Annotated in this window: 15 protein-coding genes; 5 read left to right on the plus strand and 10 right to left on the minus strand. The window is 67.5% G+C overall.

The genetic code is table 11. The annotated features are described in order from the left end of the window. Positions 1–122 precede the first annotated feature (122 nt). From AC5RUF_RS12635 to AC5RUF_RS12655, 5 genes are all read left to right on the plus strand, one after another. A complete protein-coding gene (locus AC5RUF_RS12635) occupies positions 123–599 on the plus strand; it encodes a MarR family winged helix-turn-helix transcriptional regulator (RefSeq protein ID WP_494130795.1) in 477 nt (158 codons plus the stop codon). Between the two features lie 233 nt (positions 600–832). Next, positions 833–1,705 (plus strand): hypothetical protein, encoded by an 873-nt coding sequence (locus tag AC5RUF_RS12640; protein ID WP_494130796.1) that lies wholly within the window; start codon positions 833–835, stop codon positions 1,703–1,705. A gap of 97 nt (positions 1,706–1,802) precedes the next feature. Further along, positions 1,803–3,599, plus strand: a complete 1,797-nt coding sequence (locus tag AC5RUF_RS12645) for a GNAT family N-acetyltransferase (RefSeq protein WP_494130797.1) — start codon at positions 1,803–1,805, stop codon at positions 3,597–3,599. Between the two features lie 23 nt (positions 3,600–3,622). Next, on the plus strand, positions 3,623–4,093 hold the full coding sequence (locus AC5RUF_RS12650) for a GNAT family N-acetyltransferase (RefSeq protein WP_494130826.1): 471 nt from the start codon (positions 3,623–3,625) through the stop codon (positions 4,091–4,093). An 87-nt stretch (positions 4,094–4,180) separates the two neighbouring features. Beyond that, on the plus strand, positions 4,181–5,455 hold the full coding sequence (locus AC5RUF_RS12655) for a glycosyltransferase 87 family protein (RefSeq protein WP_494130798.1): 1,275 nt from the start codon (positions 4,181–4,183) through the stop codon (positions 5,453–5,455). Here AC5RUF_RS12655 and AC5RUF_RS12660 read toward each other — a convergent pair. From AC5RUF_RS12660 to hpaE, 10 genes are all read right to left on the minus strand, one after another. Continuing rightward, positions 5,380–5,964 (minus strand): GNAT family N-acetyltransferase, encoded by a 585-nt coding sequence (locus AC5RUF_RS12660; RefSeq protein WP_494130799.1) that lies wholly within the window; start codon positions 5,962–5,964, stop codon positions 5,380–5,382. The genes AC5RUF_RS12655 and AC5RUF_RS12660 overlap by 76 nt on opposite strands. A 55-nt stretch (positions 5,965–6,019) precedes the next feature. Next, positions 6,020–7,213 carry a low temperature requirement protein A gene (locus AC5RUF_RS12665; protein ID WP_494130800.1) on the minus strand — a complete coding sequence of 398 codons (1,194 nt, stop codon included), beginning with the start codon at positions 7,211–7,213 and terminating at the stop codon, positions 6,020–6,022. Positions 7,214–7,401: 188 nt separating this feature from the next. Next, positions 7,402–7,911 (minus strand): MarR family winged helix-turn-helix transcriptional regulator, encoded by a 510-nt coding sequence (locus AC5RUF_RS12670; protein WP_494130801.1) that lies wholly within the window; start codon positions 7,909–7,911, stop codon positions 7,402–7,404. Continuing rightward, entirely contained in the window at positions 7,875–8,771 is an 897-nt protein-coding gene (locus AC5RUF_RS12675; RefSeq protein ID WP_494130802.1) for an alpha/beta hydrolase family protein, read from the minus strand. Before AC5RUF_RS12675 ends, AC5RUF_RS12670 begins: the two co-directional genes overlap by 37 nt. Positions 8,772–8,983: 212 nt before the next feature. Next, a complete protein-coding gene (bsh, locus tag AC5RUF_RS12680) occupies positions 8,984–9,931 on the minus strand; it encodes a choloylglycine hydrolase (RefSeq protein WP_494130803.1) in 948 nt (315 codons plus the stop codon). A gap of 275 nt (positions 9,932–10,206) precedes the next feature. Further along, positions 10,207–11,673 carry an MFS transporter gene (locus AC5RUF_RS12685; protein ID WP_494130804.1) on the minus strand — a complete coding sequence of 489 codons (1,467 nt, stop codon included), beginning with the start codon at positions 11,671–11,673 and terminating at the stop codon, positions 10,207–10,209. 11 nt (positions 11,674–11,684) lie between these two features. Then, positions 11,685–12,485 (minus strand): HpcH/HpaI aldolase family protein, encoded by an 801-nt coding sequence (locus tag AC5RUF_RS12690; protein ID WP_494130805.1) that lies wholly within the window; start codon positions 12,483–12,485, stop codon positions 11,685–11,687. Then, positions 12,470–13,255 carry a 2-oxo-hept-4-ene-1,7-dioate hydratase gene (hpaH, locus tag AC5RUF_RS12695; protein ID WP_494130806.1) on the minus strand — a complete coding sequence of 262 codons (786 nt, stop codon included), beginning with the start codon at positions 13,253–13,255 and terminating at the stop codon, positions 12,470–12,472. The genes AC5RUF_RS12690 and hpaH overlap by 16 nt, the downstream gene beginning before the upstream one ends. A gap of 106 nt (positions 13,256–13,361) precedes the next feature. Then, positions 13,362–14,459 carry a 3,4-dihydroxyphenylacetate 2,3-dioxygenase gene (hpaD, locus tag AC5RUF_RS12700; protein ID WP_494130827.1) on the minus strand — a complete coding sequence of 366 codons (1,098 nt, stop codon included), beginning with the start codon at positions 14,457–14,459 and terminating at the stop codon, positions 13,362–13,364. 57 nt (positions 14,460–14,516) lie between these two features. Next, the gene (gene hpaE, locus AC5RUF_RS12705; protein WP_494130807.1) at positions 14,517–16,034 is read right to left on the minus strand and encodes a 5-carboxymethyl-2-hydroxymuconate semialdehyde dehydrogenase; all 1,518 of its coding nucleotides are present in this window, start codon (positions 16,032–16,034) and stop codon (positions 14,517–14,519) included. Between the last annotated feature and the right edge of the window lie 9 nt (positions 16,035–16,043).

Raw genomic sequence — 16,043 nt, forward strand, 5'->3', positions numbered from 1 at the left:
GGTCAAGAATCTCCAGGCCCAGCCCGGGGAGACTCCGGAGCCGCAGATCCGCATCGACGGCGAACAGCAGATTGTCCGCGGAGCCTCCCGCCTCATCTTAGTTAATTGCTAGGGTGCATTCCATGAGCGATCATGTGGACAAGGTGCTTCGGCAGTGGGCAGCGGAACGGCCGGACCTGGACGTCTCGCCGATGGCGGTGGTGGGCCGGCTCTCGCGGGTGGCGCGCCGCTTCGACGACGAGCTGGCGTCCACCTTCGCCCGGCACGGCCTGGACGCGGCCTCCTTTGACGTGCTGGCCACGCTGCGCCGTTCCGGGCCGCCGTACACGCTCAGCCCGAAGAACCTGACCGCCAGTTCCATGGTCACTTCCGCCGCCATCGCCCAGCGCCTGAACCGGTTGGAAGACCAGGGCCTGGTCCGGCGGTCCCCCAGCTCTGCGGACCGGCGCGGCAAACAGGTGACGCTGACCGACGCCGGCCGGGCCGCCGTCGACGCCGCCCTCCCGGACCATGTGGCCACCGAGCACAGGCTGTTGGCGGCTCTCGACGACGACGAGCGGCAGGCCCTGGCCGCGCTGCTGGCGAAACTGGATCTCTAAGCACCGCGAGCCGCTGCTGCGCACCGCCCTCCTCCGCCGGTTCCGCAGGCGGGCCGCGACCAGCCGGGAAACCCGCCGCGGGTTCCCGAGTGTCCAACCCGGCAAACGGAAGGGATACTCCTAGGCTGATGCCGACAAAGTGCAGTCTCCCGTCTCAACCAGAGGTGAGTCCCATGGGCATTTTTCGAAAAAGACCGGCCGAAACGGAAACTCCGGACGCTGACATCACTTTTATGTCAGTCTCCACGGCCAACACCTTCCGGACCGTGGCCAGGGAAGTGTTTGCCGAACTAGGGCTGGAAGTCGACATCTATCCCGGCCACGCGCTGGACGCCTCGGGGCGCGGATTCGGGTTCTGGAACGTCGCCGCCCTGTGCAGCACGGCACCGCAGTCCGCCTGGCGGAGCATCATTGCCGATCACATCCGCAATGTCCTGACAAGTTTCGACTCACCCGATCCATTTGCCGCCCTGCCACCGGCGGAGGTCCGGAGCCGGACTTTCGCCCGGCTCTACGAGGAATCCGCCATCCCCGGGCTGGAAAACCATCCTTACCGGGAATTTGCACCTGGGGTGGTGGAGATGCTCGCACTGGATCTCCCGGAAACCGTAGCGGTGTTCCGGCATGAGAACGCCAGGGATCACGGCGGTTGGGAAGCCCTCCGGCAGCAGGGCATGGTGAACCTCCAGGGATTGGAGGTGGAACTGGTGACAACCGCTCCGCCGGAAGGCGGATCCTTTACGGTTCTGTCCGGTGAGTCCTTCTTTACCGCCAGCAGGGCTCTGCTCCTTCCCGGGCTGGCCACGCAGATCACCGGCAAAACCGAGCGCGAGGGCCTCGGCTGGCTCCTGAGTATCCCGAGCCGCCACCAGGTTCTGTGGCACCTGGTCGAAGATATGTCCGTAGTGGCGGCCGTGGAGCATATGTCCCGCTTCGCCGCCGCGGGGTACGCCGAACTCCCCGGGCCGCTGAGCCCGCATGTCTATTGGTGGAACGGGGAAGGTTATGACCAGCTGACCCACACCGCCGATGACGGGCGGACTATCGTCCGGGTCAGTGCGGGTTTTCAATCCGCGCTCCAATCCATCATGGCCGGGAGAAGCTAACGCCTGGGAGGCGGCGCAACGGAGCGGTTTATGACGTTGCCCTGACACGTAAGTGGGGCGCGGCGGAACGGCCGGAAGCAGCGGTTAGACTCTGGCCATGAGACGAGGCGGGGGCCCAACAGCTGCAGCAGTCTGGTGGGGCACCGCCGGCTGCGCTGCCGTGTGCGCGTACGCCGTCGTCGGATACTTCCACATCCTCGCCTGGAATCCGCAGGCCGCCGCCCCCGGCACCACCCTGGACGGGATCCACCGGCAGCTTGCCGCCAACGACGCCAGCCTGTCCGAGCCCCTGGTCATTGCGTGGGCCACCTTCGGCATACTGGCTGCAGTGGTGGTTCTGGTGGTCAGTCTCCTTGGCCGGCTGCCGTCGGTCCGGGTGGCCGCGAACTGGCATCTGGGGCTGCTGGCACTGGCCGCACCCGCCCTTTACATTGCCTCCTTCAGCGCCAATACCGCGTTGGAAAGAACCTTTGCCGTGCGCGGCGCCTCCCCGTGGGGCATGGTTCTGTACGGCATCAGCGCCGCCGCCGGTGCGGCGCTGCTGGTGGTCCCGGTGCGCGATGCGCTCCGACGACGGCGTGAGGCGGCGCTTCCGATCGGCTCGCCCGGGCACTACGACGAGGAATTCCACGGATTTTCCGCGGACCGGCTGCTGCACACAGCGGAGCTGCCCGCGGTACCGGTTGCTGCGCCAGCTGGAATGGTGCCGGCATCTCTTGCCGCACCGGCGGCGGCGCCGGGCAAACCCGGCTGGGAGGTCCCACGCGCTGATCCGCTGCCCGGCAGCATGCCGGCCCGAACCACACCGCTGCCGGAGAACCGCATGGTTCCGGAAAACGCAGCCGACGCCGCCGTCCTGCCAGGTGCCGGTGCCTCGGTAATGTCCGGCGTTCCGTCCCCGCCGGCACCGTCGCCGAACGCACCCCCGATACCTACCCCGGCACCCGCCCCGGCGACTCCCGCTGCACCGCACTCCGCCGCTGCCCGCGCGCCGGACACCGACGAACCATCCTCGGGCACCGCCCCGGAATCATCCCTCCTCACCGTCCCCTTGCCAGAAGAAGAAGCCGCCACAATGTCCCAGTTCAACCCAACACCGCCGCCGATCAACGTTCCGGCTCCCGTTCCCTTCGCCACACCGGGGCAGCGGGCCGCATCGCCGGTGCCGCCGCCCTCCCTCCGGGACACCCTGCGCACCCTCCGGTCCACCCCGGCCGGAACGCAGAAACCGCGGCAGGTCAGCCTGCTCCGCGACGATCCCGCCAAGCCGGACGTGGTTTCCCTGCTCGCGCAGAACCGCGACCTGCTGTACCCGGGACTTGGGTCGGGCGCCGTCGGCCTCACCCCGCCGTACCTGAAGGACCCCTCGGTGACCTTCTGGACCGTGCGGGAAAACGGCACCCTGCTCGGCTGCGGCGCGATGAAGGAATTCCGTCCGGAGCCCGGGAACGGCATCACGGAGTTCTGCGGCGAGATCACGTCCATGCGTACCTCCCCGCACGCCCGCGGCCTGGGCGTGGGGCAGATCATCCTGCAGCAGATCATCACCGACGCCCGCACCCGCGGTTACGCCAGCCTGCTGCTGGAAACCGGCACCCAGGATTTCTTTGCCTCCTCCCGGCGGCTGTACCAGCGCCACGGCTTCGTTATGTGCCCGCCCTTCGGCAAATACCGGGCCGATCCGGGCAGCATTTTCATGCGCCTGGACCTGCGGCCCGCTGCAGCCGACACTGCGGGCACGGCCGCTGCCTCCCCCGACGGCGCCGCAGCCGGTGCGGCATCTGGTACCGCGGGCGCCGCGCCTGCCGCCCCGGTGCATGCCAAGGCGGGAACGCTGAGTGCGATCCTCGCCGCGCAACGGGCCATCGCCACCACTCCCCCGCGGCAGCGGTAAGCGCCCCGGTGCCGGCCTCCACCATGGAGTTGTGCCTCGACACCCCCACACGGGACGACGTCGCCAAGCTGCTGCAGGAACACCTGGCCGACATGTACGCCACGTCGCCGGCGGAAAGTGTGCACGCACTGGACCCGGACGCACTGGCGCACCCGGCAATCACCTTCTGGACGGTGCGGGAGCACGGGCAGCTGCTTGGCTGCGGTGCGTTAAAGGAACTGTCGGCGCAACAGGGCGAAATTAAATCCATGCGCACGGCCGTTACGGCCCGGGGCCGCGGCGTCGCCGGCCTGGTGCTGCAGGGAATCATCGGCGAGGCACGGGAGCGCGGCTACCGGACCTTGTTCCTGGAGACCGGGACCGAGGACTTTTTCGCGCCGGCCCGCCGGTTGTACGCACGGCACGGCTTTACCGCATGCCCGCCGTTCGGCGCCTACCGCGAGGACCCCAACAGTGTCTTTATGCGGCTGGAGCTGGGCGGGCCGGCACTGTAACGGAAGGCTCTGCTGCCCGGCCCGCTAGAGGCGCCGCCGCCCGGCCCGCGCCGCAGCAGCCCTGCGCCGCCGCCTAAACTGGCAGGCATGGCCTTTTTGACGGCGGAGCTCCGCCCCCGCACCCGTGCCCAGGCACTGTGGCTCTGGCTCGGACTCCCTGTGGCCCTGGTCCTGGTGGTCCTGGGCGCGCAGATCCACGGACTTGATTTCACCGTCTACCGCGAGGGTGCCCTGGCCCTGCTCGGCCGCAGCGAGCACCAGCTGTATGACCCGAGCCTGGTCCAAACGGACACCCGCGGGCTGCCGTTTACCTATCCGCCGTTCGCGGCCGTGCTGCTGGCACCCTTCGCGGTCCTGCCCGAAGGCCTTGGCCTGGTGCTGCTGACCGCCACGGCCTGCGCCTGCCTGGTGGCGGTGGCATTCCTCGCCGCCCGGTATCTGCTGCAGAACAACGCTGTGCCCGCCCGGGCCGCAGCGGCAGTGGGCGGGCTGCCCGGCCTCACCGTGCTGGCCACCCTGCTGATCGGGATTCTCGGCCCGTGGCGCGAGGGCCTGGGCTTCGGCCAGCTGAACCCGATGCTGATGCTGCTGGTGCTGGCGGACCTGCTCCGGCCGGCGTCGTCCCGGCTCCCGCGCGGTGTGCTGATCGGCCTGGCGGCCGGCATCAAGCTGACCCCGCTGGCGTTCGGCCTGATTTTCCTGGTCCGGAAGGACTGGCGGGCCATCCTCACCATGGGCCTGACCTTCGCCGCCACCGTGGCCGCGGGGTGGCTGGCCACCCCGGATCAGGCTCGGAAGTTCTGGTTCGACTCGCTCTCGGACCCCAGCCGGGTGGGCGATTCCACCGAGATGTACAACGTGTCGCTGAACTCGCTGATCCCGCATCTGGGCGTGCCGGACGCGCTGCAGCGTCCGCTCTGGCTGGCCGCCAGCGCCGCCGTCGTGGTGTTGGGCTATCTGGTGATCCGCCGGCTGGATGCGGCCGGAGACCCCCTGGCTGCCATCACCGCCAACGCCGTGGTGATGCTGGCGATTTCGCCCATTTCCTGGTTCCACCACTGGGTGTGGATCGGCCTGCTGCTGCCGGTGCTGTGGGTGCATGCCCGACGTCGGCGCGGGGCCGGCCGGGCGGTCGGGCTCGGGCTGGCAGTGGTGATGGTGCCGGTGTTTATGCTCTCCTCGATCACCGTCACCATGATGCTGACCGGCGTGGTCAGCGGCACCGGCCCGCCCGCGCTGGAGCTGTTCACCAGCCTGGGCGTGGTGCTGCCGGTTGCCGCGCTGGTTTACCTGCTGGCCGTGCCGGCATCCGCGGACGTGCCCGCAGCACCGGTGGGAGCGTCCCAGCCCAGGGCGAAGTAGACCTCGGGCACTCCGGAGTACAGCCGGTCCAGGCCGCGGCGGCGTTCAAGCCCGGCGGCCTGCGCGGTCCGCTGGGATATGATGTTGGACGCGGTGATCCGGGCGACCACCGGCAGCTCCGGCAGCAGCTCGCGGCCGCGGCGGACGGCCTCCACGGCGCCTTCCTTCGCATAGCCGCGTCCCCAGACCGCGGGATCGTAGCGGTAGTAGAGGTTCAGGATGTTCCGATCATCCACCTGCGCCCGCTGCAGCCCGGTGAACCCAATGACGGTCTCCGGATGCGCCCGTTCGGCCACCGCCCAGTAGCCGAACCCCTCCCGGTCCCAGTGGTCCATGAAGTCCTGCAGGCTTTTGGCCGCCAGGTCCTCTGTGGGCGGTGACGGGTTGTGCAGATTGGCGCGCGGATCTGCGTGGATGCGGATGCCGGCGTCGTGATCCTTGGGGGCCAGCCGGCGTAGCAGCAGGCGGTCCGTGGTGACGGGGGTCCAATCGGCGGGATTCTGGGGCATGCGCCCATCCTAGGCAGGACCACCCCCTTTTTAGGGGACGGGTCCAGGAGCCGCTTCAGGCAGGCTGGGCAGGCCGGGCCGGCTGGCGGAACCGCTCACGCTCATCGGCCAGGACCACTGCCACCAGGATGCCGACCAGCAGACCGGAAACCGCCACAGCCGGAAGGTGTCCGCCAACCAGCCACACGACCCCGCAGGCGATGGCGCCGACGACGCGCCGGTAGCTGACTGTGCGGGTCGCCCGCAGGCGCAGCACCGCCTGCGCGAGCAGGTAGATCAGCGGCCCACCAACGACGGCGGTCAGTTCCGCCGCGTGCAGTTCCTCGGTGGCATGGGCGATCACCAGCTCATCGCCGACCGCGCTGAGGATGATGCCGGCCACGAGCAGCACGTGCCCGTAGGTGTAGGCGTCACGGGCCAGCCGGGTGCGCGCGTCCGGCCGGTCGGGAGAGCCCTCGGCGAGCGCATGTTCGGCCAGTTCCCGGGTGGAAGTGAAGTACAGCCACCACAGTGCTGCCGTGCCCAGGAAGGCGATGCAGAAAGCCGTCACGGTAGCCAGCTGCAGGTCGAGATCCGCCATGGTGCTGCCCGTAATGATGACGGTCTCACCGAGCGCCACAATGATGAACAGGCCAAACCGTTCCGCGAAGTGGCCGGTTACCAGCTGCCATGCCGCACCGGAAATCCTGGACAGTCCCGGCACCCGGAAGAGGAGCAGAGGGGCGCCGTAGTCGAGCACCAGGGCCACGATCCACAGTGCCACCCGCGTGCGGTCGTCGGCGATGCCGCCGGCAATCCAGAAGCAGCCGGCCAGGAGAAACCAGATCAGGATGCGGCCTGCCCGTGTGCGTTCGTTGCTGCCTTTCCCGGCCGAGACGAAGGTCAGGAACAGGTGCCGGCCCACTTGGATGGCAACGTAGGCCCCGGCAAACAGCAACCCCTTGTCACTGAAGGCGTCCGGAATGGCCACTGCCATCAGCAACCCGGCCAGCATCAGGGCGATGAGCAGCAGACGGACGGGGTTGGACTCCGGGTTCAGCTCGTTGGTGGCCCAGGTGGTGTAGTTCCAGGACCACCAGACCGCGAGCAGGATGATCAGGGCCTGCCCGGCGGACGCCCAGGTGAGGTGTTCCAGCAGCAGGTGTGAAACCTGGGTGATGGCAAAGACGAACACCAGGTCATAAAAGAGCTCCAGGGTGGCCGCACGGTCCCCCTCCGCCCCAATGCGGCGCTGCAGCTGGCGGATCACCGGGAATTCCTGAGGTCTTGCCCGGCCTCGAACTCAATACAATGCTGCCCCAACTGCACACCCCTGTCTTTTGGCGCCCCTGAACTCCACTGGCGAGCAAAAGAATACTGAGGGTTTCCCTCGGCAGACGGCAGGGCGCGCCCGTGCTGGGCTCCGGAGGGTGGCGGCGGCCGGCGAAGCCCGTGCGGCTAGATGCGCCCCACCTGCGCCAGCCACCGGGCCACGGTGTCCAGCTCCTCGGCAGAGAAACCTTCATTGATGCGGGTGTTCAGCTCGTGCAGGGATTCACGGACGACGCCGAGCGCCTCGGTGCCGGCAGAGGTCAGCGTAAGGCGGATGGTGCGGGCATCCGCCGGGTCCGGGGTGCGGGTGATAAACCCGGAGGTTTCCATTCGGGACAGCAGCCCGCTCAGTCCGGCCGGGGACGCCTGCACGGCCTCGGCCACCTCACCCGTGCTGGCGCCGGGGTGGGAGGCAAGGTACAGCAGCACCCCGCCGGCGGAGGCGCTGATTCCGCGCTCCCCGCCCCGGGCAGCCATCCAGCGCCGCAACCGGCGTTCGGCGATGAGAGTGAGGAAAAACAGGCGCGGAGGTCTGGCCGTCCGGACGCCTCCGGCGCCGTTCCGGGAGGCATCAGCCTCCGGGTCCTCAACCTCCGGGGCTACTTCCCGGGATCCCCTGCTTTGTCCGTCAACCACGTGAGTACCTCCGGCCACAGCTTCTCACGCGAACCGCGGCGGAAGAAGCCCATGTGCCCGATGGCCGGGATGCCGGCGTCGGCGGGTGAATAGGTGCGCCGCTCCACCGAGGCGTTCACCAGGTGCGAGAAGATCGCGTTGATCTGCCCCGGCGTGGCCCAGGGGTCATCCGTGAAGCCGATCACCAGGGCATCGGTCTTGACGAGCGCGGTGCGCTGCCGGGCCTGCATGCTCGGATCGTCGAAGAAGTAGTTCGGCTTTTTGCTCCAGCCGCTCCATTCCAGCATTGCGCCACCGGGCATGTCCTCGCCCAGACCAAGTCTCCGGCCGGGCACCGCCCCCAGCAGCCGCCCGGTCAGCGGACCAAGGAAACTCAGGATCAGGCCCACCCGGAACCGTTCCCTGCGCTCCTCGATGGCCTTGGTAACACCGGCGTGCGAGGCCACGCCCACAAACCCGCGCAGGTCCTCCAGCCCGTTGTTCAGCGCCATGGCGTGGGCGCCCAGACTGTGACCAACGGCCAGCTGCGGCAGCCCGGGGAACCGTTCGCGCATCCAGGCGGCCGCCGCCGGGACGTCCTGGTCCATCCAGTCGCGCATCCGCAGCCGCCGGTTCGCCTTCGGGCTGCCCGAGGCACCGGTCCCGCGGTAGTCGTAACTCAGGACAGCAAACCCGTTTTCCGCCAGGTACTCGCTGAAGCCGGTGTACAGCCGTTCCGCCACCGCCGTGGCCGGGTGGATTACGACGGCGGCGCGCGGCTCGCCGTCGGGCAGGCGCAGGGTGCCGGCGATGGTTCCGCCGGCAGGAACCGGGATGGACTGCCGTTCGGAAGTGATCACGGTCACGTCATTATTTCGCATGCGAAACAATATACATGGGACGGTCGGTTTCGGATACCTCGATGTGGTTTGCTCCGGAATGTGGCCCTATGCCTGGTCCCGGCGGGGTTCTGCTGCCGGTTTGTACATTCGCTGACAGTCGGGGAAAGTACTGCCACTCTGCGCGGCAGCACCTTCCCAAACTGGCAGCAGAATCCCGGACCGGAGGGATTTCGGGCGGCTGGTGCTGCCCGCTAAACCACCACCAGCTCCGTGCCGTCCGGCTTGTGGTCCGCCATGGCCACACTGCGAAGTGCCGGATCCTCGTACGTGTTCCAGTAATAGCTGTTGGTCCGGGAGGAGAAGAGCCCGGTGTAGGTGGTCCGCTCAAACTCGCCTGATCCCATGGCCGCGCTGCCGTCCACCATCGCCACGCTCTGCAGGGTGTGGAACGCCCGGCTGACGTTCTCCTCCTCGGTGGTTTTCGGCGGGTAATGCGCATGGACGTAGGCCGCCCGCACAAACCGGGACGGGGAGTAGTAGTCGCCGGGGATCCCGCGCATCAGCGACCCGGAGCCGAACGGGGTCAGATGCGCCTGGTTGAGCACAACCTCTTCCGGGAAGTCCGGCGAGGCGTTGAGGTAGTTGCGCAGGTTCTCGTGGTGCCAGCCGTAGCCGGGCTGATTAGCCAGCACGTCAACGTCGTTGTGGAAAACGTGCATCCCGTCATGGGTGTGCTCCACCACGATGGAGCGGGTTGAATCGGCGATCATCCAGTGCAGCAGCGAGCTCGGATACTTTTCGTTGATCGGCTTATCCACAATCACCACGTCGTCCAGGGCTGCCTCAACCTCGTCCACACTCGAGAACTGGGACGCCACCCAGAGCGGAAACTCGAAGGCGGCAACATTCACCGAACCGAAGGCCGGCCCGGAGGCGTACTCCGCGTAGCCCGGAAAGTTCAGGCCGCCGACGGCGAGGCCTGCGTCATTGCCGCAGTCGAAGTACAGCGGTGTGTCTTCCTGGACGATGCCCATGCCGATGACGGCATGCTCGATCTTCGGCACCGCTCCGAAGGGAGAGTTAGTGGTGTATCCGGTGGGCGTCACCACGATTTTCTCGCCGAAATCGGACGTCCAGTCGAGGTTGCGGGCGAAATACAGGTTGCCGCTGCCGTCCGTGAACCTGATGCCTGTGCACATGCTGATGCTCCCTGTTCCGGCGAAGCTCCCTGCCGGGCGTTCGCCTGCTTGGTGCGTCTCTGCCTTTGGGTTCGCCTGCATCCGGGACGCGGAGGCGAAGGAACGGAGCCGACTGCCGAGCCGGACCCGTCTGCTTCAGGTTAGGCGCGGCCGGGTACCCGCGGACAGATCCCCCCAGCAAACCCGGAACAGGAGCCGGGCAAAACGAAAAGGCACGATTTACCGTTTTTCGGCTGAAATCCGGTAAATCGTGCCTTCTCGATCCGCAGGGGAGGCTACACGCGCGTGCCGGAGCCCGCACCGCCCGCCGGAGCACCATCCGCCGGAGCACCGTCCGCCGCAGCAGGAGCCGCATCGTCCGTGGACACCCCGCGGCGCTTGTCGAAGATGGTGGCGCCGACTTCCTGCTCCGCCTGGTTCTTGATGGACAGGTCGATGCCGGGCCGGTCGCGCAGCATCATGGTGGCTGCGGCAGCCAGCGCCACCATCACCAGCAGGTAGGCGGAGACCGCCGTCGTCGAGCCCGTGGCCTTCACCAGCGCCGAGGCGATGGTGGGGGCAAACGCGCCGCCGATGATCGCACCCAGCGCGTAGGACACCGAGACACCGGAGAACCGGATGGAGGCCGGGAAAATCTCGCTGTACCAGGCGGCCTGCGGGCCGTAGGTCAGGCCCAGGCCCACGGTGAACAGGGCCATGCCCAGGAACAGGATGCCGATGTCGCCGGTGTTGATCAGCCAGAACAGCGGGAAGACGGTCAGGGCCAGGCAGGCGAAGCCAATGAGGTAGGTCTTTTTCCGGCCGATCTTGTCCGCCATGAAACCGCTGACCAGGGTGAAGACAAACCACAGGGCGGCGGAGCCGGAGACGGCCAGCAGCACGTCGGTGCGGTCCAGGGCCACGGGGCCGTCCGGGTTGGTGGAGTAGTTGAGGATGAACCCGCCGGTGGTCATGTACCCGGCGGCGCTGTTGCCGGCGAACACCAGGGCGGCCAGGATCACCAGCTTCCAGTGGTTCTTCATCAGTTCCACGATGGGCATCTGGGTCTGCTTCTTCTTCTCGGCAATTTCCTCGAAGACCGGGCTTTCGTTCACGGACATCCGGACCAGGAAGCCCACCACAATCAGCACGATGCTCAGCAGGAACGGCAGGCGCCAGCCCCACTCGACAAACTCGTCGCCCGGGGAGATCACGCCGGTCATCAGCGCGGTGACGCCGGAGGCCAGCAGCATGCCCAGCGGCACACCCAGCTGCGGGAAGGAGCCGAACAGGCCGCGCTTGTTCCGCGGGGCGTGCTCGACGCTCATCAGCACCGCACCGCCCCATTCGCCGCCGGCGGAGATGCCCTGGATGATGCGCAGCAGCACCAGCAGGATGGGTGCCCAGATGCCGGCGGTGGCGTGGGTGGGCAGCACACCGATCAGCGTGGTGGCGCCGCCCATCAGCAGCAGGGTGAGCACCAGCATGGCCTTGCGGCCCAGCTTGTCCCCGTAGTGTCCGGCCAGGAAGGCACCGAGCGGGCGGAACAGGAAGCTCAGGCCCACGGACGCGAAGGTCACCAGGGTGGCGAATTCGCTGCCGGCGGGTTTGAAGAACAGTTCGGAGAACACCAGCCCGGCGGCGGTGGCGTAGATGAAGAAGTCGTACCACTCAACGGTGGTGCCGATCAGGGTGGCCACCGCGACTTTGCGGGTGTCCTTGGGGGTGGATTGCGGGGAACGGGTCCCGGTAGGTGCAGCCATGGGGGTCCTTGTCAGTAACTCGCGCGGGCGTCGTCGTCCGCGGTGGGAATGTACTTGGCGGCCAGGGCTTCGCTGCCCCGGGCCAGGAGGGCGACGTCGGCGCCCACCAGGATGAAGTCGACGCCGGCCTCGATGTAGCGGCGGGCGGTGGCTTCGGCGAAGGCGTTGACGCCCACCGGTTTCCCGGCGGCCTTGATCTCGCGGATGCAGTGTTCGACGGCGGCGACGACGTCGGGATGTTCCTGCTGGCCGAGGAGCCCCATGGAGGCGGCGAGGTCCGACGGGCCGATGAACAGGCCGTCCACCCCGTCCACGGCCGCAATCGCGTCCACATTTTCGACGGCGGCGGCGGTCTCGATCTGCACCAGCAGGGTCACGGACTCGGCGGCGTTCTCGAGGTAGCCCTCGATCCGGTTCCAGCGCGAGGCGCGGGCCAGGGCGCTGCCCACCCCGCGGATGCCCTGCGGCGGATACCGGACGGCACGGACCAGTTCGGCAGCCTGTTCCGGGGTGTCCACCATGGGGATCAGCAGGTTCTGCGCGCCCAGATCCAGGTACTGCTTGAGCAGCACCGCGTCCCCGATGGGCGGGCGGACCACGGCACTGACCGGGTAACCGTGCACCGCCTGCAGCTGGGCCAGCAGCGATTCGATCCCGTTGGGGCTGTGCTCGGCATCGATCAGCAGCCAGTCCAGGCCGGAGCCGGCGCAGATTTCGGCGACCAGCGGGCTGCCGGAGCAGACCCACATGCCGGTCTGGCGGCCGCCGGCGGCCAGCCGGGCGCCGAAGGTTTCCTCTACTCGAAACGGCATGTGATGGTTCCCAACGGTCCGTAGTCGGCGAAGACGGTATCGCCCTTGTAGACCCACATGGGCCGGGTGAAGGAGCCGGCGAGGATGATTTCCCCGGCCTGCAGCGAGGTGCCGTGCACGGCGAGCTTGTTGGCCAGCCAGTACACACCGGCCGCGGGGTGGTTCAGCACGCCGGCGGCCACACCGGTTTCCTCGATGCCCTGGTTCCGGTAGAGCAGCGCGGAGACCCAGCGGAGGTCGACGTCGGCCGGCTTCACCGGGTTGCCGCCCACCACCATGGCGCCCATCGCCGCGTTGTCGGAGATGGTGTCCACAATGGTCCGGCCGGACATTTCGATCCGCGAATCCAGGATCTCCAGGGCCGGAACCACGTAGTCCGTGGCGTCCAGGACGTCGAACAGGGTGCAGTTCGGGCCGGAGAGCGGCTTACCCAGCACAAAAGCCAGCTCCACCTCGATGCGGGGATGCGTGTAGGCGTCCCACTGCAGGGTGCAGCCGTTTTCAAGCACCATGTCATCGAGGATCACGCCGTAATCCGGTTCAGTGATGCCGGTGGCGGCCTGCATGGCCTTGGATGTCAGGCCGATCTTGTGCCCGGCCAGCTTGCGGCCGTCGGCCAGCAGCCGGTCCGCCCACAGGTTCTGCACCGCGTAGGAGTCCTCGATGGTCATCTCGGGATAGCGGGCGGTCAGCAGCGGAACCGGGGTCCGGGTCCGCTTGGCTTCGACCAGTTCATCGGCCACCGCCTGGATGGTTGATTTATCTAGCACCGTACTGCTTTCTGTTTGCTAAAGCTGAGGGTGGGACGGGGGTGGAACAGCGTCCGGGAGGACGACGACGGCGCCGGGCTGGCGCCGTCGTCGTCCCTTACCGGACCTAGAGCTGGGAGCCGATCTTGAAGCCCTTGGCGGCCTCGCCCTTGTAGCTGCCGGACTCGTCGTTTTCGCGGGTGTAGGAGAACCCGTCCGCGCCGATGGTGACGGCCATTTCGGAGGTGTCCGTGCGCTTGGTCAGCGGCTGCGGGTTGCCGTCCAGGTCCAGGACCAGGGAGGCCTCGGTGTACCAGGACGGGACCACCGGGTTGCCCCACCAGTCGCGGCGCTGGTTGTCGTGGACGTCCCAGGTGATGGTGGGGTTGTCCGGGTCGCCGGTGTAGTAGTCCTGCGTGTAGATCTCGATGCGGTGGTCGTCCGGATCGAGGATGTAGAGGTAGAAGGCATTGGACACACCGTGCCGGCCGGGGCCGCGTTCAATCCGGTCGGAGATGCGCAGGGCGCCCATCTTGTCGCAGATCTGGATGATGTTGTGCTTTTCGTGCGTGGCGAAGGCCATGTGGTGCATGCGCGGGCCGTCGCCGCCGGTCAGGGCGGTGTCATGCACGGTGTGCTTGCGGTGCATCCAAGCGGCGTAGGTGACACCGTCGGAGTCCTTGATGTCCTCGGAGACCCGGAAGCCCAGGTCCTCCAGGTAGGCGCGGCCGCGGGGTACATCGGGGGTGACCTGGTTGAAGTGGTCCAGGCGGACCAGCTCACCGGCGGAGTAGAGGTCGTAGCGCTGGGTGAGGCGCTCCACGTGGTCCACTTCGTAGAAGAACTCGTAGGGGAAGCCCAGCGGGTCCTCCACGCGGACGGAGTCGCCGATGCCCTTCACAAAACCGTCCGACCGGCGCTCGGTGCGGCAGCCCATTTCCTTGTAGTACGCCTCCGCCACATCCACGTCTTCCGGAGTCCGCACGCGGTAGGACAGGGCGGCGACGGCGGCCACCGGGCCCTTGCGCAGCACCAGGTTGTGGTGGATGAACTCCTCCAGGGAGCGCAGGTAGATGGCGTTTTCATCCTCTTCGGTGACGTGCAGGCCGAGGACGTCCACGTAGAACTGGCGGGACCGTTCCAGGTCGGTGACCACCAGTTCGGTGTAGGCGCAGCGGACAATGTCCGGCGGGTTGATGCTCGGGGTGGGGATGCGGTTTTCGATCTCGATGCTCATGGGTTTGCTCCTTTGCAAAAAAGTGGGGGGAAGTGTCGGGGGTGCTTAGCCGTCGACCTTGGCGGCGTCGTCAATCCCGAACTTGGGCGTGTGGACCTTGCCCAGGGTGATGTGCACGGCTTGCTGGTCGGTGTAGAAGTCGATGGAGCGGTAGCCGCCCTCGTGGCCCAGGCCGGAGGACTTCACGCCGCCGAACGGGGTGCGCAGGTCCCGGACGTTGTGGCTGTTGAGCCAGACCATGCCGGCCTCGGTGTTCTGCGCGCAGTTGTGGGCGCGGGTTAGGTCCTGGGTCCAGATGTAGGCGGCCAGGCCGTACTTGGTGTTGTTGGCCAGCTCCAGGGCTTCGGCTTCGGTGTCGAACGGGGTGATGGCGACGACGGGGCCGAAGATCTCCTCCTGGAAGATCCGGGCATCCGGGGCGACGTCGGCGAAGACGGTGGGGGCAATGTAGTTACCCTCTTCCAGGCCCTCGGGGCGGCCGCCGCCGGCGAGCAGCCGGCCTTCGGTCTTGCCGATCTCCACGTAGGAGGCGACCTTCTTGAAGTGCTCGGGGTGGACCAGGGCGCCCACCTGGGTCTTGGGATCGTGCGGGTCGCCGACGACGATGGTCTTCGCGCGGGCGGCGTACCGTTCGCAGAACTCGTCGTAGACCGGACGCTCCACCAGGATGCGGGAGCCGGCGGTGCAGCGTTCCCCGTTCAGGGAGAAAACGCCGAACAGGGCGGAGTCGATGGCGGCGTCCAGATCGGCGTCGGCGAAGATGACGCAGGGGCTCTTGCCGCCCAGCTCCATGGACAGACCCTTCAGGTTTTCCGCGGCGTTGCGGAAGATGGTCTGCCCGGTGGTGGTTTCGCCGGTGAAGGAGATCAGCGGGACCTGCGGGTGCTTGACCAGCGCGTCGCCGGCTTCCTCGCCCAGGCCGTTGACCAGGTTGAACACACCGGCGGGAACGCCGGCTTCGGTGAAGATGTCCGCCCAGAGGGAGGCGGAGAGCGGGGTGAATTCGGCCGGTTTGAGCACCACGGTGTTGCCGGTGGCCAGGGCCGGGGCGAGCTTCCAGGACTCGAGCATAAACGGGGTGTTCCACGGGGTGATGAGCCCGGCGACGCCGATGGGCTTGCGGTTCACGTAGTTGATCTGCGAGCCGGGGACCTTCATGGCGTCATCGAACTGGGCGACGATCAGGTCCGCGAAGAAGCGGAAGTTCTCCGCGGCGCGCAGGGCCTGGCCCTTGGCCTGGGTGATGGGCAGGCCGGTGTCGAAGGTTTCCATTTCGGCCAGGCGGGACTCCTGGGCTTCGACGGCGTCGGCGATCTTGTTGAGCACGCGGGCGCGTTCGCGCGGCTTCATCTTGGGCCACGGGCCGTTGACGAAGGCTTCGCGTGCGGCGGCGACAGCGGCGTCGATGTCTTCCTTCTGCCCGGCGGCGGCGGTGGCGTAGGTCTTGTTGGTCACCGGATCCAGCACCTCGAAGGTGGCGCCGTTGATCGAGTCCACAAACTTGCCGTTGATGAAGTGCTGGATGTGGTTGGGCAGGTTTTCCGGGACAAAGTGCGTGCTCATGGTTCCTCT

This window comes from Arthrobacter sp. Y3224198 (genome assembly GCF_059090025.1).

Bases quoted from the DNA above. Each gene is read 5' to 3' on its own strand.
- AC5RUF_RS12635 (WP_494130795.1), top strand. From the start codon at position 123: ATGAGCGATCATGTGGACAAGGTGCTTCGGCAGTGGGCAGCGGAACGG.
- AC5RUF_RS12640 (WP_494130796.1), top strand. From the start codon at position 833: ATGTCAGTCTCCACGGCCAACACCTTCCGGACCGTGGCCAGGGAAGTG.
- AC5RUF_RS12645 (WP_494130797.1), top strand. From the start codon at position 1,803: ATGAGACGAGGCGGGGGCCCAACAGCTGCAGCAGTCTGGTGGGGCACC.
- AC5RUF_RS12650 (WP_494130826.1), top strand. From the start codon at position 3,623: ATGGAGTTGTGCCTCGACACCCCCACACGGGACGACGTCGCCAAGCTG.
- AC5RUF_RS12655 (WP_494130798.1), top strand. From the start codon at position 4,181: ATGGCCTTTTTGACGGCGGAGCTCCGCCCCCGCACCCGTGCCCAGGCA.
- AC5RUF_RS12660 (WP_494130799.1), bottom strand. From the start codon at position 5,964: ATGCCCCAGAATCCCGCCGATTGGACCCCCGTCACCACGGACCGCCTG.
- AC5RUF_RS12675 (WP_494130802.1), bottom strand. From the start codon at position 8,771: ATGCGAAATAATGACGTGACCGTGATCACTTCCGAACGGCAGTCCATC.
- bsh (WP_494130803.1), bottom strand. From the start codon at position 9,931: ATGTGCACAGGCATCAGGTTCACGGACGGCAGCGGCAACCTGTATTTC.
- AC5RUF_RS12685 (WP_494130804.1), bottom strand. From the start codon at position 11,673: ATGGCTGCACCTACCGGGACCCGTTCCCCGCAATCCACCCCCAAGGAC.
- AC5RUF_RS12690 (WP_494130805.1), bottom strand. From the start codon at position 12,485: ATGCCGTTTCGAGTAGAGGAAACCTTCGGCGCCCGGCTGGCCGCCGGC.
- hpaE (WP_494130807.1), bottom strand. From the start codon at position 16,034: ATGAGCACGCACTTTGTCCCGGAAAACCTGCCCAACCACATCCAGCAC.